Origin of the sequence: Micromonospora sp. NPDC051296 (assembly GCF_040682255.1) — a bacterium.
Taxonomy (GTDB): domain Bacteria; phylum Actinomycetota; class Actinomycetes; order Mycobacteriales; family Micromonosporaceae; genus Micromonospora; species Micromonospora craterilacus.
Window position 1 is genome coordinate 26,204 of record NZ_JBFBAO010000006.1, and the last position, 23,703, is coordinate 49,906.

Sequence of the window (23,703 nt, forward strand, 5' to 3'; positions counted from 1 at the left end):
GCGGCGGTGAGTCTCCAACCACCGGCCCCGCCGTACGGCCTGCCGACCCTCGTGGACGTCCTGCGCCACCGCGCCACCGCGCAGCCCCACCGGCCGGCCTACTGCCTGCTGGCCGACGGCGAGGAGGAGGCGGAACGCCTCACCTTCGCCGACATCGACGCGCGGGCCCGCGCCGTCGCAGCCACGCTGCAGCACCTGGCTGCGGGCCCGGACGCGGCGGGCACGCCGCCACGGGCACTGGTCGCCTACCCGGCCGAGGCGGGCCTCGACTACATGGCCGCCTTCCTCGGCTGTCTCTACGCCGGCGTCATCGCCGTACCCTGCGACGCACCGACCACCCGGCCGGGCGCGGACCGGCTCGGCTGGATCGCCCGCGACGCCCGACCCCGGTTCCTCCTCGCCCCCCGGCCGCACCCAGTCGACGACGGCACCGGGCAGCCCGGCATCCACCTCGATGTGACCGAGGTACCGGTTTCCGCCGCCGACGGCTGGCGCCGGCCTGAACTGAACTCGGAGGGACTCGCGTTCCTGCAGTACACCTCCGGCTCGACCCGGCAACCGCAGGGCGTCATGGTCACGCACGGCAACATCATGGCCAACGAGCGGGCGATCGCGTCATCGCTGATCAACGACGAGGACTCCACCTTCGTGGGCTGGCTGCCGCTGTTCCACGACATGGGGATGGTCGCCAACGCCCTGCAGCCGCTCTACCTCGGGGCCCTGTCGGTCCTGATGCCCCCGGCGGCCTTCCTGGCCCGCCCGATCCGGTGGCTGAGAGCGATCGACCGGTACCGCGCGGCCGTCGCCGGCGGCCCCAACTTCGCCTACGAGTTGTGCGTCAGCCGGACCGACGACGCGTCGCGGCGGCGGCTCGACCTGTCCTGCTGGCGGGGCGCCTACAACGGAGCCGAAGTAGTCCGGGAAACGACCCTGCGCCGTTTCACCGCAGCCTTCGCCGTCTCCGGCTTCTCCGCCGAGGCGTTCTTCGCCTGCTATGGGCTTGCCGAGGCCACGCTGATCGTCGCCGGAGCGCCCCGCAGCGCACCTCCGCGCATCCTCGACGTCGACGCGGCTCAGCTACGTGCCGGCCGGCTGATCCCGGCCACCGGCGCCGCCGGCAGTCGCCGGGTCGCCAGCAGTGGCCGTCCGGTGGCCGACACCACCGTCACGGTGGTCGACCCCGAGGATCGCCGGGCAGTCGCCGACGGCACCGTGGGGGAGATCTGGATTCGCGGTCCCGGTGTCGCCGCCGGCTACTGGCAGGACCCGGCGGCCACCACCGCCACCTTCGGTGCGACCCGCGCCGACGGACCGCCCGGAACCCACCTGCGCACCGGCGACCTTGGCGCGCTGGTCGACGGCGAGCTCTACGTCGTCGGCCGACGCAAGGACCTGATCATCGTCCGGGGCCAGAACCATCACCCCACCGATCTGGAATGGACCGTCCAGTCGAGCCACCCGGCCCTGCGCCCGTCCTGCGGCGCCGCCTTCTCCGACGAGCCGTCCGACGACACCGACGAACATCTGGTGATCGTGCACGAGGTCAACGCGGAGCACCTCAGCCAGGAGGAGACCACCGCGGTCGCGGCCGCCATCAGACAGGCCGTCGCCGCACGCCACGGCCTGCACGTACACGCCGTCGCGCTGGCTCGCCGCGGTGCCGTCCCCAAGACCACCAGCGGCAAGGTACGCCGCCAAGCATGCCGGGACGCCTACCGCGCGGGCCGGCTCCCGCTGCTCGGGCACAGCCTCGAAGCCCCGCCCCGGCCCGCCGCCCCGACATCCGAGCTGCCGTCACCGGCCACCCTGGCCGCCCTACCCCCGGCCCGCCGCCAGCCGACCCTGGCGGCGGCACTGGCGGCCCGGATCGGCGCGGCTGCCGGCGCCGATCCCATCCCGGTGGACACCCCACTGGCCGCCGCCGGCCTCGACTCGGTCGCCGCCATCGAGCTGCAGCATCAGCTGAACGTCCGCTACCAGGTGGAGCTTTCCCCCTGGGATCTGCTCACCGGCACCACCCCCCGCCAGCTGGCGGCCCGACTGCTCGACGGCCCGATGGCGGGCACCGCCCCGCGAGCCACCCCGGACCTCGCAGCGGTCGCCGATGGCACGACCCCGACGCCCCTGTCCGCCATGCAACAAGCCATCCTCTTCGAGCAGGAACTCGCACCCCCAGGACCGGCGTACGTGCTCACCCGGGCGCTGCGGATCCGCGGACCGCTCGACACCGCCGCGCTGCGCCGCGCCGCCGCTGCGGTCATCGCCCAGCACCCGGCACTGCACACCCGGTACGGCCCGGCGGGCGGCACGCTGCAGCCGCACCCCGGCACGAGCGCGGACCTCACCGTCCTCGACCTCGCCGGCCGGGACCTGCGAACCATCCTGACCAGCGAGGCGAACCGTCCACTGCCTCCCGGCGCCGGTCCACCGATCCGGCTGACGCTCCTGGTGTGCGGCGCGGACGACCACGTGCTGCTGCTCGCGGCCCACCACGTCGCCGTCGACTTCTGGTCCCTGATCGTGATCGTCCGGGACCTGGCGGCACGCTACCGGGCCGAAGCCGGAGGCGGACGGGCAGCGCCGCCAGGCGGGGCAGTCACCCCCGCCGACCTGGCCCGCCGGGAAGCGGCGCTGCTGGCCTCGGAACGGTCGCAGCAACTGTGGGCGTACTGGTCGGACCGGCTCGCGGGAGCACCGACCACGCTCGCCCTGCCCACCGATCGGGCGCGCCCGGCCCGACGCGCCTTCCGCGGCGCGATCCACCGGTTGCACGTCGACCCGACGCTCACCGGGCAACTGCGGGCACTCGCCGCGCACCAGCACTGCACGCTGTTCACCGTGCTGCTTGCGGCGTACCAGGTGGCCCTGGCCCGGCAGGCGGGGCAGCGCGACGTTGTGGTCGGCACGCTCGCCGCCGGTCGCGGCGACCCGAGCACCGCGCAGACCGTCGGCTGCCTGGTCAACCTGGTCCCGGTACGGGCCGTGATCGACGACCGGCTGCCGTTCACGGACCTGCTCGACACCCTCGGCCGCAACCTGCGGGCCGACCTCAACCACGCTGCCTACCCGTTCGCGGAGATCGTCCGCCGGCTAGACCCGCCCCGCGATACCAGCAGGGCGCCCCTCGTCCAGGCCATGATCGTCTACCAGCAGGAGCACGGCGACCGCGACGACGGGCTGCGCGCCCTGGCGCTCAACGTCGACGGAGAGCTCACGACGCTGAACGACGGAACCGGCGGGGCACTGCGGTTCATCGTCGAACCGGTGCCGCAGCCGTGGACCCATGTCGACCTGACGCTCAACATCGCCGAGCTGGCGGGCGGCCTGGCCGGCACCATCGAGTACGACGACACGCTGTTCACGCCCGACACCATCGCTGGCGTCGGCGACCGGCTGATCTTCCTGCTGCGGCACCTCACCACCGCCGCGCACGTGCCACTGGGCCAGATCCCGTACCCGACGCCGGCCGACGAGTCCGCCGAGCTGGCTGCCGGTACCGGTCCCGGGCGCCGTCTACCGGCCGACGCCGGGCTGCCCGAACTGGTCGAGCGGGCGATGCGCAACCGGCCGGACGCGGTCGCCGTCGCCCTGCCCACCGAGGCCAGGTCCGCCGACACCACCACCCACCTCAGCGTCGGATACCTGCGCCGGTGGGCGCAGCGGCTGGCGGGACACCTGCGCGCGGCCGGAACCCGGCCTGAGGAGCCGGTGGGCGTGCTGCTGGACCGGTCGCCCGCACTACCGGCCGCCCTACTCGCAGTGCTGCGGGCCGGCGCCGCCTACGTCCCGCTCGACCCGCGGGACCCGCCAGACCGACTCGGCTGGCTCGTCGCCGACGCCGGCATCAGGGTCGTCATCACCGATCGGCGGGCACGTGCCGCGACACCCGACACCGTGGCCACCGTCATCGACGCCGACACCACCCGGCCGGCCCTGCGGCCACCCGGCGGCCGAACGCAGCAGGGCAGCCCGAGCGCCGGGACGCGCCGGCCGCCGGCCGCCGCACACCCCCGACAGGCCGCCTACGTCATCTACACCTCCGGCTCCACCGGCCGACCGAAAGGCGTGGTCGTGCCCCACCACGGCCTGGTCAACCGGCTGTTGTGGATGCAGGACACCTTCCCGCTCGGGCCCGCGGACCGGGTCGTGCACAAGACCCCCACCAGCTTCGACGTCTCCCTCTGGGAGCTGTGGTGGCCGCTGCTCACCGGAGCCACCCTGGTCCTCGCCCCACCCGGCGCCCACCGGGAACCGGGCCGGCTCGCGCGGCTGCTCCGGCGCGAGGAGATCACCATCGCGCACTTCGTGCCCTCCCTGCTCAACCCGGTGCTGACGGCATTGGACAGCCCGTTGCCGGCGCTGCGTCACCTCGTGTGCAGCGGCGAGGTCCTGCCCGCCGAGCTACGCGACCGCGCCCAGCGGCGGTTGACCGCCCAGATCAGCAATCTCTACGGACCGACCGAGGTGTCGATCGACGCCACCTGGTGGGCCTGCCGTCCCGGCGAGCCGGGACCGGTTCCGATCGGCAGGCCGATCGCGAACACCCGTGCGCTGGTCGTCGACCGCGCCCTCCGGCCGGCGGCGCGGGGAGTTGCCGGCGAACTCGCCCTCGCCGGCACCGGCGTGGCCCGCGGCTACCTGGGCCAGCCCGGGCGCACCGCCGACGCCTTCCGCCCGGACCCGTTCGCGCCGGAGCCCGGCGGTCGCTGGTATCGCACCGGGGACCGCGCCCGCCGCCGGGCCGACGGCGCGCTGGACTATCTGGGACGCGACGACGACCAGGTGAAGATCGGTGGTATCCGGATCGAGCTGGCCGAGATCGACGCCGCCCTGCGCGCCGTCACCGGAGTCCGCGACGCGGCCAGCCGCGTCCACGACGACGGCGGCGGCCCGCTCCTGTACGGCTACGTCGTGCTCGCCGATTCGCCGCCCGACCAGGAGTTGACGCCGGCTCAACTGGCCCGGGTCCGGGAAGAACTACGCCGGCGACTTCCCCCTGGTTGGCTGCCCACCCGGCTTGTGGCCCTGCCCGCGTTGCCGCTGACCAGCAGCGGCAAACTGAACCGCGGACAGCTGTCGAGACCAGCCCCGGCACCCGCGATGGTGCCGCCGCTGCCCGCCGAGGGGTCCGGTCCGCTCGAACGGCGGATCGCCGGCATCTGGGCGCGCGTGCTGGCGGGCCACGGTCCCGAGACTGGTGCAGAGCGTCCGCACGTCGGAATTGACGACGGCTTCTATTCCCTCGGCGGCGACTCGCTCACCGCGGTCCGCCTGGTCGCCGCCCTCGACCGGGCGGGTATCGCCACCTCGGTGGCGGATCTGGTCGCCGGCACGACCGTACGCGAACTCGCGGCGTCCGCCGAGCGGACCGGCCTCCGGGAGCCGGACCCGGGCGGCGCTGATCTGCCGTTCGCGCACTGTCCTGCCACGCTTCGCGCGGTGCTGCCCGACGGGACCGTCGACGCCTACCCGCTGTCGTACGCCCAGCGTGCCGTGCTGTTCCACCAGATGGGCGGGGGCGGGCACGAGGTGTACGTCACCTGCCTGTCGATCCGGGCCCCGTTCGACCGGTCGGCGCTGCACGCCGCCGTCACCGCGTGCCTCGACCGACACCCCTACCTGCGCTCGACGATCGACCTGACCAGCGGCCCCGAGCCGATGCAGGTGGTGCATGCCCGGATGGACCCGCCGCTTCGGGTCGTCGACTGGCGGGCCGAGACCGGCGCGGAACAGAACCGGCGACTGGCGCACTGGCTGCGCGCCGAACGCCGCGACCCGATCGACGTGCGGACCGGGCCACTATGCCGGGTCACCGTGCACCGCCTCGACGACCAGCTGTTCCAGCTGTCCCTGAGCAGCTTCGCCCTGGACGGCTGGTGCACCGCGACGGTCCTCACCGAGATCCTCACCGACTACGCCGGCGTCCGGGCTGGCCGCCCCTCGCGCCTGAGCGATCCGGTCGTCAGCTACCGCCGGTTCGTCCACGAGGAACAGGCGGCCCTGACGGCACCGGAGCAGCGCGCGTTCTGGGCCGCGGAACTCGACGGGGTGCGACCCGGACGGCTTCCGCACCGTGAGCCGCCCACCGACCGCCCGGCCGACGGACTCACCCGGCGGATCGTCGTGCCGGTCGACCCGGAGATCACCCAGCGCCTGCGGCGGCTCGCCCGGGAGCTGGGCGTGTCCCTCAAGAGCGTGCTGCTCGCCGCTCACCTGCGGATGGTCCGGCTGCTCACCGCGGAACCGACCGTGCTGACGGGCCTGGAGGTCAATGGGCGGCCGGAGACACCGGACGGGGACCGCGTGGTCGGCGTGTTCAACAACATCGTCCCGCTGCGGGTCCCGGTCACCGGGACCTGGCGCGCGCTGGCCCGGGCCGCCGCCGCGGCGGAGGCCCGGATCCAGCCACACCGGCGCTATCCGTTCGCCCGCCTCGACCGCGACCACGGTGCCGCCGGCCTGGTCGACATGTTGTTCGTCTACACCCACTTTCACCTGTACCAGGACGTCACGGCGTTGGACGGGGTGACGCTGGCGGGTGGAGACGCACCCGACCGCACCTACGTCCCGGTGACCGCCCACTACCACCTCGATCCCGCCGGCCGCACGCTTCGGCTGCTGCTGGACTACGACCCGACCAGGGTCGGGTCGCGGTTGGCCGAGGAGATCGCGACGTACAGCGCGGCGGCGGTCCGCGCCATCGCCACCGACCCGGACCGGTCGAGCCTCGCCGACCCGCTGCTACCGCCTGAGGCGCTCCACCGGCAGCTGACCGCCGCGACCGGACCGGCGGTCGACGTGCCGGTCCCGGCGCCCGCGATGATCCGCGCCCAGGCCGCCCGGACCCCGCACGCGGTCGCGGTCAGTTCCGGCGACCGGCACCTGACCTACCGGACGCTGGTCGGTGCCGCCGAGGCGCTGGCCGCACGCCTGCTGGCCGCTGGAGTCCGACCCGACACCGTCGTCGCCGTCGACGGGCGGCGCGACCCTGAGCTTTTGATCAGCATTCTGGGGGTCTGGTTCGCGGGCGCCGCGTACCTGCCCGTTCCGCCGGCCACGACCGGGCAACGGTGCCGCGATCTGGTCGACGCCACCGGGGCGACGGCATACGTCACACGCGGGGACGAACCCGCCTGGACACGGCCGCGGATGCGGATCGTGTCCCCGACAGGGCCGCCGGGGGAGCCGGCGTCGAACTCGGGCGCGGTGCCGATCCACGCCGAGTCCCTGGCGTACGTCCTGCCCACCTCAGGGTCCACCGGCCGGCCGAACCTGGTCGCCGTGCCGCACCGCGCCCTCGCCAACTACCTGAGCTGGTGTGCCCACGAGTACGGCACCGGTATCGGAAGCCGTACTGTGGCGCACTCACCGGTCGAGTTCGACCTCGGCGTCACCAGCCTGCTCGCGCCGTTGGCCGCCGGGGGAACGGTGGTGCTCCTGCCCGACGACGCCGACCCCGCCGTGGTCGCCACGACGATCGTCGGGGAGGCCGACGGTCCACTGAAGATCACGCCCGCCCATTTCGCCGCGGTCGGCGAGCACATACGGCTGACCGGCCAGACGCCGGCCACCCAACTCGCCGTCGTCGGAGGCGAGGCGCTGCGGCGGCACCACCTGCGATCGTGGCGGACGCTGCTCGGCCCCGGCGATGTGATCAACGAGTACGGGCCGACCGAGACGACCGTGGGCTGCTGCGTCTACCGCACCGGTGCCGGGGACGAGCGGGACCCGCTACCGATCGGCGGACCGGTCGCCGGTGCCCGGGTTCACCTCCTCGATGACGGGCTGCCGGTACCAGACGGGGTGGCTGCGGAGATCGGCGTGGCCGGCATCGGCGTCGCCCGCGGCTACCTCAACAACGCGGCCCGCACGGCCGACAGGTTCCGACCCGACCCGTTCGGCTCGGGCGACCGGGTCTACCGAACGGGCGACCGCGCCTGGCGGGACGGTGACGGGCTGTTGCACTACCTCGGCCGGTCCGACCGGCAACTGAAGATCCGTGGTCATCGGCTGGAACCCGCCGAGGTCGAGGCGACCCTTGAGGCGGCACCGGGCGTGCATCAGGCGGCGGTGATCCTGCACCGGGAGAACGACGGCGGGCAGCTCGTCGCCTACTGGGTGGCCGAGCCCGCCGCCGAGGGCGCGGCGCCCGCCGAGGCGCACCTGCGGCCATGGCTCGCCGAGCGGCTGCCCGGATACGCGGTCCCCGACCACCTGATCCAGTTGCCCCTGCTTCCCCTGACCGTGCGCGGGAAGATCGACCATGCGGCGCTGCCACCCCCCGGCACGGCACGAAGCGAGCTGTTGGCGGGGGAGAAGACCGCCGACGGTCACGGCCGGCCTCGCACCGACACCGAGCGCACCCTGCTCGGCATCTTCGCCGAGGTACTGGGACGGCCGGGCGTCGGGACCCGGGACGACTACTTCGCGTTGGGCGGCGACTCGATCACGGCGATCGTGCTGGTCGCGAAGGCCGGCGCCGCTGGGCTCGAGCTCACCACACACGACCTGCTGACCCTCCGCACGGTCGACGCGATCGCCGGGGCGTTGGCCGACGACCCGATCCAGACGCACCACGAACCGGTAACCGACTCGCCGCCGTCGGCGTCCCGCACCGGCGCGATGCCGGCCCCGCTCCCGCTCACCGCCATGCAGTTGGGCATGCTGTACCACAGCCTGGCCGATCCCACCGGGACCGCGTACCTGGTACAGGCGACGGCCCACCTGGCGGGCCAGATCGACCCGCCGGCGGTCGAGGCCGCGTGGCAGTCGATCGTCGACCGCCACCCCGCGTTACGCCGATACCCGCAGGTGTCCGACGGCCTCGCGTACCAGACCCAGGCGGACCGGGTGCCGGTGCCGTTCGAGGTACACGACCTGCGACGGCTCACGTCCGACGAGCGGGATCGCACCGTGCGTCGGTACCTGACCGAGGACCGCGCCCGCCCGTTCGACCTCGCCCGTCCGCCGCTGCTGCGGCTCGCCCTGCTGTGGCTCACCGACACCACAGCCCGCTTCGTCTTCACCCACCACCATCTGCTCCTCGACGGGTGGTCCCAGCAGGTGGTGCTCCGCGAGTTCCTGGACACCTACGACGAGCCGGGGCGGGCGATCCCCGCGACGCCGCAGACGCGGCTGCCGCCGGCGGACGAGGACAACCCGGAGTCTGCCACCTACTGGCGGGAGCGGCTCGCCGGGTTCGTGCCGACCCGGGTTCCTGCCATCGGCGAGGTCGGCGACCCGTCCGAGAGCGGAGCGCCGGGCGACGGCCACGACACCAGCGAACTGGCCCTGACCTCCGCCGAGGAGCGAGGGCTCGCCGTCGTGGCCCGCCAGGCCGGCGTCACCGTCCCGACGATCCTCTACGCCGGCTGGGCCGTCGCGTTGTCCGGGCTCACCGGAACCCGCGACGTGGCCTTCGGTGTGACCGTGTCCGGGCGTACCGCGATCCGACCCGATCCCGTCCTGGCCGTCGGTATGTTCATCAACACGCTGCCGTTGCGGGTACGCCTGGATCCGAGGGCGGCCCTGCCCGACTGGCTGCGGCGGGTGCACCGGCACCAGAACGAACTCACCCACTGGGAGCGCACGCCGCTGACCGAGGTCGACCGCTGCCTTCCCGGCACCGGGCCGTCCTTCGACACCCTGGTCGTCGTCGAGAACTTCCCGACCTCGGTGACCGACGGCACGGCCAGCCGCCGGCTGCTCGTCACCGACCTGACCAACGAGGTGCGGGAGGGGTATCCGTTGGTCTGCGAAGCCCAACCCGGTGAGCGGCTCCGGATCCGGATCCGCTGCACCCGGGCCGCCGCGCCGCTCGGCCGGGCGACGGGTGACGGCCTCGCCGCCGTGCTGCGGCGCATCGCCGCGGCGACCGCCCCGAACGAACTGACGGTGGCCGACCTCGCCGAGTCCGTGGCAAGGGCGCTACGACCATCCGGGCCCGCGACCGCCCGCCGGCAGCAGATCACCGGATCGACGCAATGAACGGCACACCCATGCCGGCCAACGGCGGTCCGAGCCCGTTGCGGGCGTTGGGTTGGCTCCTGCTCGGCCACCTGGCCCGCTACCGCACCGCGAAACTGCAGGACCTCGCCACGGCGACGCTCCGCGACGCGGGTGGACGCGGCGCCTGGGTGGTGCCGACCCTCAACGCCACCATCCGGATCCGCCACGCCGGCCGCCAGGCGCTCCACCTGCGACCACGGCAGATGATCTCCCGGATCGCCGCCAGCGCCCGCACCGGTCCCGCCGTGCCGGCGCAACAGATCTCGGTGCTCTGCCCGACCCGCGATCGCCCGACCGGCCTGTACCGCCTGCTGACCAGCATGGCCCGCACCGCCGTCGACCCGAGCCGGATCGAGATCCTCTGTTACGTCGACTCCGACGACCCGCAGCTTGCCGCCTACCGCCGACTGGCGACGAGCCCCCGGCTTCGACGGTTCGCCCGGGTCGTGCTGCACGTCGGTCCGCCGGTCGGCGTACCACCGGCGTGGAACACGCTCGCCGAACTGGCCACCGGCGGCTATCTCGCGATGGCCAACGACGACCAGCTCTACGTCGACCACGGCTGGGACGTGGCCCTGGACCGGCGCGTGGCGCAGGTTGCCCAGGATCACCCGGACCGGGTGGCCTGCCTCTACTTCGACGCCGGACAGTACCCGGACGGCGGCTGCGACTTCCCGATCGTCAGCCGCGACTGGTACGAGACGCTCGGCTACTACGCACCCGAACTGTTCCAGCAGTGGCAGGCCGAACGGTGGATCTTCGATCTCGCCCGCCGGATCGACCGGCTGTACCCGATACCCGGGATCTTCGTCGACCACCTGCACTATCAGGACTACAAGGCGCCGTTCGACGCCACCTACCAGCGTCACCGGATGACCCGGGAGAAGTCCCTGGCGGATCAGGCGCTGTTCATCCGCACCGCCCCCGAGCGGGCTCGCGCCGCCGAGCTGCTCCGTCGAGCCATGACCGCCGATCCCGCCCGGGTACCGGGTGGCCAGCCGTCCGAAGGGCCACCGATGGCCGAAACGATCCCACCCGTCGAACCCCCGCCAGCGCCCCGCCCGGCCCCGGCGCGTACCGACGACACCGGCACCCGGCAGTACATTCTCCAGACCGCGCGCCGCTACTACGGCAACCTCATCGACGCCTGGCACTACGGCGGTCGGCCCGAGGAGGCGCGGGCCTGCGCCGACCTCGCGGTCGCGCAGGGAGTCTGGGAGCACCCGCTGCAGCGGGCCCGCGAGCACGTACCCGGCCTGCGCGCCACGCCGCTGCACGATCCGGACGACTTCTGGTTCGTCGGGTATCTCGAGGAGCACTACCCGCAGATCCGCGCGGAGATCGAACAGGTGCTCGACCGACCGGCCGACCCGGTTCGACCGACCACCGACGACAACGCGCTGATCCGACGCGGCGAATGGAAACAGGCGCATCTGTTCCGCGACGGCCAGTGGCAGGAGGACGTCTGCCGGCACTTCCCGGCCATCCGCGCGATCCTGGCGCAGATCCCCGAGGTCACCACGTTCAACCCGGGCGTCATCACGGTGTCCCGGGTCGAGCCGGGAACCCACATCATGCCGCACTGCGGTCCGACCAACGCCCTGCTGCGGGTGCACCTACCGATCAGGATCCCGCCCGGGGTGTGGCTGCGGGTGGCCGATCACACCACCGTCTGGCAGGAAGGCAGATGCCTCGTCTTCGACGACTCCTTCGAACACGAGGTCGGCCACGACGGCACGCAGGACCGGGTCGTGCTCATTCTGGACACGCTGCACCCGGACCTCGGCGGCGACCATCGGGCCCGCCTGCTCCAGCGTCGGCTCACCACCGAGGAGCAGATCATCGCCTTTCTGCGCGACGGCGGATTCACCGGCGTGGCCAAGAACGGCGATCACATCGTGCTGCAGCCGGAGCCGGGCCTGCAGGACATGATCCAGCGGTACATGCGGGCCACCGGGATCGACGGCGTCGAACTGCGCGGCGACGACGTGATCTGGCACCGCGCCGACGACAAGGCGTGACGGATGAACGGTCGGGACTCGGGCCCGGAGCGGTACCTCACCCAGGTCGCCCGCACGAACTACAGCAGCCTGATCGACACCTGGCATGCCGCCGGTCACACCGAACACGCCCGCGCGTGTGCCCAACTCGCGGTCGCCCAGGGCGTGTGGACGCACCCGCTGCAGCGCGACCGTGACCATCTCGCGGATCTCACCGCCGATCCGCTGCCCGACCCGTCCCGCTTCTGGTTCGTCGACCACCTCGAACAACGCTTCCCCGAGATCCAGGCCGAGATTCGTGGCGTCCTTGCCGCCCCCGGCAACCCGGTACAGCCCACCGTTGAGGACGACTGGTTGCTGCAGGCCGGCTCGTGGCGGCAGGCGTACCTGTTCCGGGACGGCCGCTGGCAGGAGGAGACGTGCCGCCACCTGCCCGTCACCCGGGCGATCCTGGCCGAGATCCCCGAGGTCACCACGTTCAGCCCCGGCGTCATCCTGGTCTCCCGGCTCACCCCCGGAACCCGCATCATGCCGCACTGCGGCTCGACCAATGCCGTCCTGCGCATCCACCTGCCCATCACGGTGCCGCCCGGCGCCTGGATCCGGGTGGCCGACCAGACGCTCACCTGGCAGGAGGGACGCTGCCTGATCTTCGACGACTCCTTCGAGCACGAGGTCGGTCACGAGGGCACCGAGGACCGGGTGGTGCTCATCCTCGACATTGCCCATCCCGACCTCGACCAGCGCCACCGCGAGCGCCTCCTGGCCAACCGGCCGAGCCCGGAGGAGCGCATCCTGGCGTTCCTGCGCCAACGGGGCATCGCCCAGGTCAGCCTCTGCGACGGCGACGTTCTGCTCACCCCCGAGCCGGCGATGGCCGACCTGGCCGACCGGTACCTGACCTCCGCTGGCCTCGCCGGCGCCGAACTCGACGGCGACCAGGTCCACTGGCGGCCGGCCCCGGAACCGGGATAAGCCGCCGTGTGCGGCATCGTCGCGGCCGTCGCGGCCACTGGCCACCTACCGCCCGACGGGATCGACCCCGCCGTCCGAACGCTGACCCACCGCGGACCGGACGGCAGCGGAACCTGGCGGTCACCGGACGGCCGGGCCCTGCTCGGTCACACCCGACTGGCCGTGATCGACCTCGACGGCGGCCGGCAGCCGATGCACACCACCGACGGCGCGTACCACCTGGTGGCCAACGCCGAGTTCTACGGATACCAGGCGATCCGCCGCGACCTGCGCCGACGCGGCCACCTACTGGCCAGCCGCAGCGACAGCGAGATCGCCCTGCACCTGTACGCCGAACGCGGCGCCGCGGCCCTGCCGCTGCTGCGGGGCGAGTTCGCCTTCGCCATCTGGGACCAACCACGAGGGGAACTGTTCGCCGCCCGTGACCGCTTCGGCATCAAGCCGCTCTACTACACCCGGCACGCCGGCCGGATCTATCTCGCCTCCGAGATCAAGGCGCTGCTGGCGCTCGGCGTACCGGCCCGCTGGGACTCGGCCGCGCTGGCCGAACACCTCGTGGTCTGCCAGCCGGCCGACCGTACCCTGTTCGCGGACATCCGCCAGGTGCCGCCCGGGTGCTGGCTGCGCACCGACGGGCGCGACGTGCGGCTGGGCAGCTACTGGGACCTGGACCTGCCCGCGGTGGCGGAACTTCCGTCCGGCGGCGACCGGGGTCGGCACCTGGCGGCGCTACGGGAAGCGGTGATGGACGCGGTGCAGGTCCGGATGCGTGCCGACGTGCCGGTCGCATATCACCTGAGCGGCGGGATGGACTCCGGGACCATCGTCGCGGTGGCTGCCCGCAGTCGACCACCCGCGACGTTCACCGTCCGCTTCGACGGCGACGCGTTCGACGAGGGTGAGCAGGCGCGACGGTCGGCCATTCGGGCCGGCGCCGTGCACACCGAGATCCCGATCAGCGGCAGCGAGTTCGCCGGTCACGTCGAGGCCGTGGTGGCACACGGCGAGATGATCCAGGAGAACTCCCACGGCATCGCCCGGCTCCGCCAGGCAGAACTGATCCGCGCGCACGGCTACCGGGTGGTCCTCGCCGGCGAGGGCGGCGACGAGATGTTCGCCGGCTACCCGCAGTCCCGCGTCGACCTGGCCCGTACCCGCGGCGGCGGTGCCGGGTTCGCCGCCGACCGGGACCGGCTTACCGCCGCCGGCGCCGAACACCTGACCGGCATCGTCGACCGGTTGGGATTCCTGCCGGCCTGGATCCTCGACCGCTACCTCTCGGTCGGCGCCGCGGTCCGACCCCTGCTGCGGCCCGCGTTCGCCGCGCAGTTCGCCACGGCCCGACCCTGCGGTGACCTGATCGACGCGGCCCACGACCAGCTGCGCGGCCGATCCGCGTTCCACCAGTCCAGCTACCTGTTCGCCAAGACCTGGCTGTGCAACTACCTCCTCGCGGCGGAACGCCTGGACATGGCGCACGCGCTCGAGGTGCGGCTGCCGTTCCTCGACCACCAGCTGCTCGCCGTCGTCAAATGGACTCCGCTGCCCTGGTATGCCGAGGGCGGTGGCAGCAAGCCGCTGCTGCGGGACGCGATGGGTGACCTGCTCGCCCCGGAGTTGGCCGCCGGCACCAAACGCGGCTTCCAGGCGCCGCCCGCGGTCACCGACGACGCGACGCTGCGCCGACTGCGACAGATCGTGGCCGAGGACACCGTCGAGACGCTCCCGTTCTTCGCGCCGGAGCGGGTGCGGGCACTGGTCGCGCGACTCGCCGACCTACCCCCGGCCCGCCGGGTCGGCTACGAACGGGTGGTGCAGCTCGTCACCGGTGTGCTGCTCATGACCACGACGTTCGGGATGCGTTCGTGACGGAATCGCGCTGCGCCCGGTGCACCGCCGCAGCCATCCCGGCCACGGTCCGGGTGGTCATCAGATCGTAGAGCGAGACCTCGGCACCTAGGTCCGCGGCCAGCCGGGCGGCCAGCCGCACGGCGTCCATCGAGGTGCCGCCGAGCCGGAAGAAGTTGTCCTCGTCGGAGGTCGGTGCGATCCCCAGCACCTCGGTGACCAGCAGCGCCACGGCGTGGCGCAGGTGTGCCGGCGCCGGTTCGACCAGCGGGTGGTTCGTGGCGGCCGGCGGCATCGGCGGCACCTGACCTGAGCCGGCCGGGGCCGGGCGGGGCAGCGCCACCGGCGCCAGCCGGGACAGCGGCGTCTCCGGGTGACGGCCGACGGTGTGCAGCAGCTGGCGGAGCGCGGACATGACCCGCCGCGGGCCGTCCGGCCGGAAGAGACGGTCGTCGGCCTGCAGTCGGTAGGCCAGCGGGCCGGCGCCGTGGTCGAACACCTCCCACCACAGGTCGGCCTCGGAGACCCCCCGGGGCCACGCGTCCTGCCGGGGTGGCAGCGCCCCGATGGTCGCGCCGGGGAACTCAGCGCTGGCCGACGGCGTGTTGTGCAGCGAGAAGCCGAGCTGCCTCAGCGGGCTGGGCTCCAGGTCACGGCCGGGGTCGACGTGCGCGACGAGGTCCGCGAAGGGCAGCGCCGCATGGTCCAGCGCGTCGACCACCGCCTCCTGGACCACGGGCAGCAGCGCGGCGAACGTCGCGGCCTTCGTGGTGTCGACGCGGACCACGAGACAGCCGGTGAGCAGCCCGACGGTGCGCTCCGCGGCCCGGCCGTGCCGGCCTGCGGTCACCGACACGGTGAGCAGGTCGCCCTGCCCGCTCCACCCGGCCACCAGCGTGTTGAACGCGGCAAGCAGCGTGGCGTACAACGTCACCCGGTGCTGGTGGCCGATCCGGCGTAGGGCGTCGGCCAGGTCCGGCGGCAGCTGACCCTCGTGGCAGTACGTGGTGAGGTTCGGCAGCGGTGGCCGGGGCCGGTCGGTGGGCAGTGCGACGGGGCGCACTCCGGTCAGGTGGTCCGCCCACCACCGGCGCAGCCGGTCGAGTCGAGCGGGGGTGAGGCGGTCCCGCTGCCGTACCGTCAGGCCGGCGGGCTGGGCGGGTGGTACGGGTGCCGGCAGCGCATCGCCGGTTGACGCGGCGCGGTAGGCCGCGGAGAGTTCGTCGATCACGATGTTGAGCGACCACAGGTCGGCCACCAGATGGTGCATGCCGAGCAGCAGCACGTGGTCGTCGACGCCGAGGCGGATCACTGCCGCGTACCAGAGCGGACCGCGGTCGAGGTCGAACGGTCGGGCGGCGGCCTGCCGCACCACGTCGGCGGCGGCGGTGAGCCGACGCCGGTCGGGCAGGCCGGCCAGGTCGAGGTACCGCCAGCGCGGGCGGGCCGCCCGGGCGGGGTCGACGACCTGCACCGGTACGCCGTCACCGGTACGCGGGAAACGGGTCCGGAAGCTGTCGTGGCGGGTAACCAGCCGGTCTAGGGCGACGTTCATGGCGGCGATCGACAGGGGACCGAGGACCCGCACCACGGTCGGCGCGTCGTACCCCGGCGAAGCCGGCAGCATCTGGTCGAACAGCCACATGCGTTCCTGGTCGGGGGAGAGCGGCTGGGCAGACCCCTCGTGCTCCGCGTGCGCCGGGTCCGCCTCGGGCCGGGCGGGCGGGTCCGCGGGCGTCACCGCGACCGCTTGCCGACGATTACGCCGGGGAACACGAGATAGTCCAGGTTCGTGTTGACCAGCGTGTCGAGGGCATCCTCCGGCGTCTCGTCTATCGGCCGTCCGCGCGTGTTCAGGCTCGTGTTCAGCACCATCGGGACGCCGGTCAGCTCGTGGAAACGCCGGAGCAGCGCGTGGTACGGCGGATTGTCCCGGCGGGTGACGGTCTGGATCCGGCTCGTCCCGTCGACGTGGGTGATCGCCGGGACGCCGTCGCGCAGCACCGGGCAGGCCCGCAGCATGAAGGGACTGTCGGTGAGGCCGAACCAGGCGCCGGCGTGTTCGTTGAGCACCGACGGGGCGAACGGCCGGAACGACTCCCGGTACTTGACCTCGGAGTTCAGCCGGTCCCGGACGGTGGGGCTGCGAGGGTCGGCGAGCATGCTGCGATGCCCGAGCGCGCGTGGGCCGACCTCGCTGGCCCCGTCGTACCAGCCGACCACGGCGCTTGCCGAGATCAGGTCGGCCGCCGCGTGCACGTGGTCCGCCGGTCGATCGACGGTGAGCAGGCCCGGATGCGCGGCGACGGCGGCGTCGACGGCCGCGGCCGTCCGCGCGGGCGGATACTCGCGGCGACCGTACATGAGTTCTGCGTTGTCGAACGGCTGCCGTGGCCGGCCGAGCACGTGATGCCAGTACCAGAGCGCGGCGCCCAGGGCCGTCCCGTCGTCGCCACAGGCCGGATGCAGGTGGAGCCGGTCGAAGGTGGACGCCGTGAAGCAGGTCTGGTTGGCGATCGCGTTCAGTGCGGTACCGCCGGAGAGGCAGAGGTGGGCCGGCAGGTTGTTGCGTCGGCAGACGTCGCCCAGGTCGTCGAGGACCAGTGACAGTTGCCGTTCGAGGCCGAGTTGGATGGCGTAGGCGAGGCTCGCGTTGACCTCCCGCTCGGCCACTCGAACGGTGACCGGGTCGGTCGCGGCGAGGGCGAGGAGTTCGGCGAACGTGGAGACCGCCTTCCAGTCGGCGTCGTCGATGGCGGATGTGCGCCCGTACGGTGCCAGGCCCATGACCTTGCCGGCACCGACGATGCCGGTGCCGAAGAGCATCTCGGCGACCGAGGTGTAGCCGATGTTGGCGGTGAACCAGTCGTCGTAGCCGCGCCGCAGCGGGTACAGCCGGTTGCCCCGGCCGGCGAACGCCCGGCAACCGAGGGGGTCGATGGCCAGGCTCACCCCGGCGTCGAAGGGGGACGTGTAGTAGGCCGCAGCCGCGTGGATCAGGTGGTGGTCCGGGTTGACGGTGCAGGGGATCGTCCGGTCGCGGATGCGGACCCGGTCGTTGCGCTGGTTCAACCAGAACTCGAACCAGGTGTCCTTGAGGTCTGATCCGTGCAGGTGGGGTACATCGGGGGAGTCCATGTTGTGCAGGTTGCAGAGCAGGACGTGGTCGACGTCGGCCAGCGACACGCCCGCCTGGTCCAGCAGTTCGTCGAGGTCCTCGGCGCGCAGGCCGGGGTGCTTCTTCAGCCGTGACCGGCGCTCGGTGCAGACGAAGCCGCCGATCCGTCCGTCGACCAGCAGGACCCCGGCACCGTCGTGGTTGAAGTTGACGGCGAGGACGACCCGGGCGGCGGCGTTGTCCTCGGCTGTGCTCACGGGCGTCCCCTCGCTGCGGCAGGTGGCGTCATGCGCGGCCGATGTGCAGGCCGGCCGTGGCGGCCAGGTGACCGATGTAGGCGGTGTGGATGGTCGCCGGGTCGAGCCGCAGACTGTGGCCGTCGTCGACGAACCGGCCGCCGAAGTCGTGCAGCAGTGCCAACCACCGCTGGACGTACCCGGTGGCGCGGACGTCGTCGAGGTCGAGCCCGGTCAGCTGGTGGAATCTCTGCCGGACCACGCCCTCGCGGGTCATCAGCGCGCCGCCGATCGGGGCGGTGAGGTGCTCCGGATGTGCTGTGTCGAACCGGTGGGAGACGCTGAAGCCGAGCGGGTCGGCGAGATAGCGCGGATACTCGCTGTTCTCGTTCCAGAGCAGGTGATGCGCGATGATCGACTCGGCGCCGCTGCCGAAACCGATCTTGTCGCCGGTCAGGTCGTACTTGAAGTTGCCGTCCAGATCCTCGTCCTCGGGCCGACGTACCCAGTAGCCGTGGCAGTACTCGCCATATCCGTGCGTCCGCAGCATCGACATGGCTCGCTCGTAGATCCGGATCATCGGCCCGGCGGTGTGCGCGCCCACCGTCGCCCGGTCGATCTGCATTGCCATGATCGTCCCCGGCGTGGGCCGGTACGGGTACACCGAGATGTGGGGCGGGTCGAGGTCGAGTGCCTCGTCGAGGCTCGCCTCGAAGGCGGGCGCGGGTTCGCCGGGAAACCCACAGATCAGGTCGAGGTTGAAGTTGTCGATGCCGTGCTCGCGCAGCAACCCGACGGCCCGCACGCTGTCCGCGCCGGTGTGTGCGCGCCCGGATCGGCGCAACTGTGCGGGGCTGAACGACTGCACTCCGACGCTGACCCGGGTGACCCCGAGATCGCGCATCGCGGCGACCTTCGTCGCGGTGAGATCGTTGGGCGTGGTCTCCACCGACCACTGGCGCAGTGTGGTCAGGTCGAACGACTCGTACAGCGCATCGGCGATCGCGCGCATCTCGTCCGGATCGAGGCGGGTGGGTGTGCCACCACCCCAGTACATGACAGCCGGTCGATAGCCGGCATCGGTCAACAGTGGACCGTAGCCGCGGATCTGGCGGCACAGCGCATCCACGTAGGCCGACCGGGTCGCGGCGCCGGACCGAAGACGCGCGACGGGCACGTCGGTGACCCAGTCGCAGAAGTGACACTTCGAGGCGCAGAAGGGGATGTGTACGTAGATCGCGAGCGGTCGCTCGCCGTCCTCCCCGGTCGACTCGATGGCGCTGAGCAGCTCGAACGGTGTCACGTCACCTCCCGCCGGCGGGTCTGGACGGACGGCTGGGCCGGCGGAACACATATCCGGTGATCCGAATGTAAGGCCATCGCGGGTGTCCCGTCGAGAGCTTCCGGAGGGGACCCTCGTTCGGCCCCGTTCCGGCGACGTCGAGCTGGTCCGGATCGATCCCGATGGCTCTATCAAAACAGGTTTGCCTGTCGTATCGTTCCGCTATGCCTCGCCACCGGGTAGCGCCGCCGGCGCCGGCGACCCTCGCACCTGTCCCGAGGCAGAGATGAGCGTCGGGGCCTCCTCGACGCTCGCCGCACGCGGCAGGAATGCGCTCGACGCGCTCCTCGCCGAACTCCGGCAATCCGCGGTCGAGTTACGAGTCGCCCCAGACGGACTTCGGTGTAGGGCACCGTCCGGGGTGCTCGGGCCGGACCTGCTCGCGCGGATCCGCGACAAGCGCGACGAGCTGCTGCACCACCTGGCCACGGCAGGAATCGAGGCCGCCGTCCCGCTGTCGGCCGCCCAACGCGGGCTCTGGCTGTACCAGCGGCTGGCACCGAGGCACAGCGCCTACCACATCCCCCTCGACGTGACACTGCACGGTGCCGCCCGACCGCTGGCGTTGCGGCAGGCACTGTCCAACCTGGTGGGTCGCCACGAACCGCTGCGCACGGTCTATCCGGCCGAGCAGGGCCGGCCGGCCGCACACGTGCTGGCCACCCGGGCGGTACCACTGCGGCTGGTCGACCTCACCGGCCTTCCCGCCGACCAGCGTGACCGTGTCGCCCAGGCGCTCGCCGACGCCGAATCGCGGCGCACTTTCGACCTGGCGACACAGCCACCCATGCGAGCCGCGCTGCTGCGGACCGGTCCCCGGCAGCACCGGCTCCTGATAACCCGTCACCACATCGCCAGCGACGGTTGGTCGCTGCGCATCCTCGCCGCCGAGTTCGCGCACACCTACCGGGCGGCCGCCGCCGGCGTACCGCCGCAGCTTCCGGCGCTGCCCTGGCGATACAGCGACTTCGCCCGATGGCAACACCGCGCGAGCACCGCCGGGAACGACCCGGCCGTACTGCGCTGGCGCGAGCGGCTCCGCGGCGCCCGCACCACGGTCGGCATCGTCGACCACCGCCCCGCCGGCGGGCCACCCGGCGCATCGGCGGCCCGTGCGCTGACCCGACGGGTCGAGCCGGATCTGATCAGCAGCGTCGGCAGGAGCGCCCGCGCCGCCGGCACCACCACCTTCACACTCCTGGCGGCGGTACTGGGTCTGGCGGTCTCGTCCCTGACCGGCGACCGCGACCTGGTGATCGGCACCCCGGTCTCCGGCCGGGTCCAGCCAGAGACCGAACCCATCATCGGAACGTTCGCGACCGTCCTGCCGCTGCGACTGAAACTCGACCTGCGGCACAGCCTGCGTACCACGCTGCGGCACGTCCACGACGTCGTCGCGCAGGCGCTCGACGACCAGCACGTGCCCGCCGAGACGCTCGCCGCAGCGCTGGGACGCCGCCGCAACGGCGGGTACGACCTGGTCTTTACCTTCCAGAACACCCCACCGGCGCGGCTGGACCTGGCCGACCTGCAGGTCTCGGTCAACCCGTCGGCGCCACTGGCGCCGAAGTACCCGCTCGCCGTCACCGCGACGCCCGACGCGGCGGGGCTGACCCTGCTCGCCGAGTACGACCCGAACGCCGTGCCGGACGCCACCGTCCGGCAGTTGCTCGACCGGATGATCACAGTGCTGGCCGGCGCCGCCGACCTCGACCGGGACGGTCCGGCTACCGCCGACGGCCCGACCGGCGCCACGCTCGCCGGCCGCTTCACCGCTATGGTCGCCCGGCGCCCCGACGCGGTCGCCGTCACCGACCCCGACGGACACGTCAGCTACCGGGCCCTCGCCGCGTGGGCCCGACGCGTCGCCGCGGCGCTAGAGGCGGTCGACGTCGGGCCGGACGACCGGGTGGCCGTCCTCCTGCCACATGGGTCGCCGCTGGTCGCCGCGCTCGTCGGCGTCGTGCTGGCCGGCGCCGCCTACGTCCCGCTCGATCCGGACGACCCGCCGGCCCGGCACGAGTCGATCCTGGACGACGCCGAGGTGCAGGCGGTGCTGACCGGACGGGCCGGGCGCGACGAACTCGCCTGGTACCCAGGCCCGGTACTGGTCGTGGACGACCTGCCGGCGGCACCGCCGGGCGCCCTCCCCGCCCTGGCCCGACACCCCGACCACCTCGCGTACGTCGTGTACACCTCCGGGTCGACCGGTTCGCCCAAGGGGGTGATGGTCAGCCAGCGCAGCCTGCTGGCGCTCTTCGACGCCGCGCTGCCCGACTTCGGCTTCCACCACGGTGACACCTGGACCATGACCCACTCTGCGGCCTTCGACTTCTCTGCCTGGGAGCTCTGGGGCCCGCTGTTGCACGGCGCACGGCTGGTCGTGGTACCGCGTGAGGTGGCCCGAGATCCCGTCCGCCTGTGGCAGAGCATCGAACGCGACCAGGTCACGGTGTACAGCGCCACCCCGACCGCATTGCACGCGCTCGACGTGGTGCCGGCCGCCGACCGGGCGCCCACGACCGCACTGCGTACGGTCGTGCTCGGCGGCGAGCGCTGCGAACCCGCACGCCTGACCCGCTGGCTCACCGCGCTGCACGGCACCGCCCCCGGTCTGGTCAACATGTACGGCATCACCGAGACCACCGTGCACGTGACCCTCCGGCAGCTGACCCGGGCCGACGCCGGTGCGTCGGGCAGCCCGATAGGTCGCCCCCTGCCCGGAGCCGAGGTGCATGTCCTCGGCCCGGACGGCGAGCCGCTGCCGGCCGGGGGAGACGGGGAACTGCTGGTCGGCGGGGCGGGCCTGGCCCGCGGCTACCTGAACCGCCCCGCCCTGACCGCCGACCGATTCCGTCCCCATCACGCCGGCCCGCCCGATGCCCGGCTGTACCGATCCGGTGACCACGTCGCCCGGACGGACACCGGCGACCTGCACTTCCTCGGGCGGCTGGACCGGCAGGTCAAGATCAGGGGGTATCGGGTCGAGCCGGACGAGGTCGCGGCGGTGCTGCTCACCCATCCCGCCGTGGCGTCGGCTGCGGTCGTGCCCGAGCAGGCGGACGGGCGTACCTTCCTGGTCGCGCACGTCGTGCCGGCGGAGGCCATCGCGGCGCCCACCCCGAGCGAGCTGCGTCGCTATCTGCGGGCGAGGCTTCCGCCGTACCTGGTGCCGGCCCGCTACCTGCCGGCGCACAGCCTGCCGATGACCCGCAACGGCAAGCTCGACCGGGCCGCGCTGCACGTCGCGCCCCCGCTCCGAGGCGACGACGAGCCCCGTACGGACACCGAGCGCACGGTGGCGGCCCTGTGGTCGGAACTGTTGGGCGTGCCCCGGGTCGGCCGCCACGACGACTTCTTCGCCCTCGGCGGGGATTCCCTGCTCGTGGCGCGGCTGCACGCGCGTATCCCGGCCGTCTTCGGGGTCGAGGTGTCACTGCGCCGCGTCTACGAGGCGTTCGACGTCGCGTCCCTGGCCGAGCTACTCGACCGGATGCCGACGCCGCCGGACCTGCCGGACAGCGGGACCATCTGATGACGGCCAGCGCGACCAGCGAAGCGCCACCGGTCCCCGACCAGACCGGGCCGGCGCCGCTCTCCTTCGGCCAGCACCGGATGTGGCTGCTGTCGCAGACCAACGCCGCCGCGACCAACCTGGTCATGGCGGTGCGGCTGCGCGGACCGCTCAACCTCCCGGCGCTGCGGCAGACGCTCACCGACGTCGTCGCCCGCCACCATGTGCTCCGCACCGCGATCACGCTGTCCGGGCACGACGAACCGGTCCAGCTCGTCCGCCCGGCCCAGCGGCTCGTCGTGCGGACCGTCGATCTCACCGCCCTGCCGGCAGCGGATCGTGCGGGTGCCACCACCGCGCTGTTGGCCCAGGAGGTCGCCAGACCGATCGACGCCGCCCGGCCACCGATGCTGCGGGCCACGGCGATCGCCACCGCCGCCCGGGAGCACGTGGTGGTCATCGCGCTGCACCACGCGGCCAGCGACGGCTGGTCCCTCAACGTGCTGGCGAGAGAGATCTCCCAGCTCTATGCGGCATTCGGCCGCGGTGAACCGGCCCCGCTGCGGGGCGTGCCCGCGACCCAGTACCGCGACTACGCGATCGACCAGCGGCACCGCCACCGGACGCCGTCCGGCCAGACCGCCGCCGACGAAGTGCCGGAC

General features: G+C 72.8%; 9 protein-coding genes. 6 read left to right on the forward strand and 3 right to left on the reverse strand.

The annotated features are described in order from the left end of the window. The first annotated feature begins 6 nt into the window (after positions 1-6). Genes AB0M52_RS01355 through asnB form a run of 4 tightly spaced genes read left to right on the forward strand, consistent with a single transcriptional unit; the run spans position 7 to position 14,852 of the window. Complete coding sequence (locus AB0M52_RS01355) at positions 7-9,987, forward strand: amino acid adenylation domain-containing protein (protein ID WP_363947257.1); 9,981 nt, start codon at positions 7-9, stop codon at positions 9,985-9,987. After that, positions 9,984-12,029: an aspartyl/asparaginyl beta-hydroxylase domain-containing protein gene (locus AB0M52_RS01360; RefSeq protein WP_363947260.1), complete on the forward strand. Its 2,046-nt coding sequence runs from the start codon at positions 9,984-9,986 to the stop codon at positions 12,027-12,029. Before AB0M52_RS01355 ends, AB0M52_RS01360 begins: the two co-directional genes overlap by 4 nt. Positions 12,030-12,032: 3 nt before the next feature. Then, a complete protein-coding gene (locus AB0M52_RS01365) occupies positions 12,033-12,983 on the forward strand; it encodes an aspartyl/asparaginyl beta-hydroxylase domain-containing protein (RefSeq protein ID WP_363947262.1) in 951 nt (316 codons plus the stop codon). Between the two features lie 6 nt (positions 12,984-12,989). Further along, on the forward strand, positions 12,990-14,852 hold the full coding sequence (gene asnB / locus AB0M52_RS01370) for an asparagine synthase (glutamine-hydrolyzing) (RefSeq protein ID WP_363947264.1): 1,863 nt from the start codon (positions 12,990-12,992) through the stop codon (positions 14,850-14,852). Here asnB and AB0M52_RS01375 read toward each other — a convergent pair. The 3 genes from AB0M52_RS01375 to AB0M52_RS01385 are packed head-to-tail and all read right to left on the reverse strand — an operon-like array spanning position 14,821 to position 19,488. Next, positions 14,821-16,572, reverse strand: a complete 1,752-nt coding sequence (locus AB0M52_RS01375; protein ID WP_363947266.1) for a condensation domain-containing protein — start codon at positions 16,570-16,572, stop codon at positions 14,821-14,823. The genes asnB and AB0M52_RS01375 overlap by 32 nt on opposite strands. Then, entirely contained in the window at positions 16,569-18,206 is a 1,638-nt protein-coding gene (locus AB0M52_RS01380) for a carbamoyltransferase C-terminal domain-containing protein (RefSeq protein WP_363947268.1), read from the reverse strand. The genes AB0M52_RS01375 and AB0M52_RS01380 overlap by 4 nt, the downstream gene beginning before the upstream one ends. Before the next feature lie 28 nt (positions 18,207-18,234). Further along, positions 18,235-19,488 (reverse strand): radical SAM protein, encoded by a 1,254-nt coding sequence (locus tag AB0M52_RS01385; RefSeq protein ID WP_363947270.1) that lies wholly within the window; start codon positions 19,486-19,488, stop codon positions 18,235-18,237. A 265-nt stretch (positions 19,489-19,753) separates the two neighbouring features. Here AB0M52_RS01385 and AB0M52_RS01390 point away from each other — a divergent pair, with 265 nt between their 5' ends. Together AB0M52_RS01390 and AB0M52_RS01395 are read left to right on the forward strand one after the other, a co-directional pair. Beyond that, positions 19,754-23,062, forward strand: coding sequence for an amino acid adenylation domain-containing protein (locus AB0M52_RS01390; RefSeq protein ID WP_363947273.1), 3,309 nt, complete (start codon positions 19,754-19,756; stop codon positions 23,060-23,062). Further along, on the forward strand, positions 23,062-23,703 hold a 642-nt coding region (locus tag AB0M52_RS01395; protein ID WP_363947276.1), incomplete at its 3' end, for a condensation domain-containing protein. The genes AB0M52_RS01390 and AB0M52_RS01395, both read left to right, overlap by 1 nt.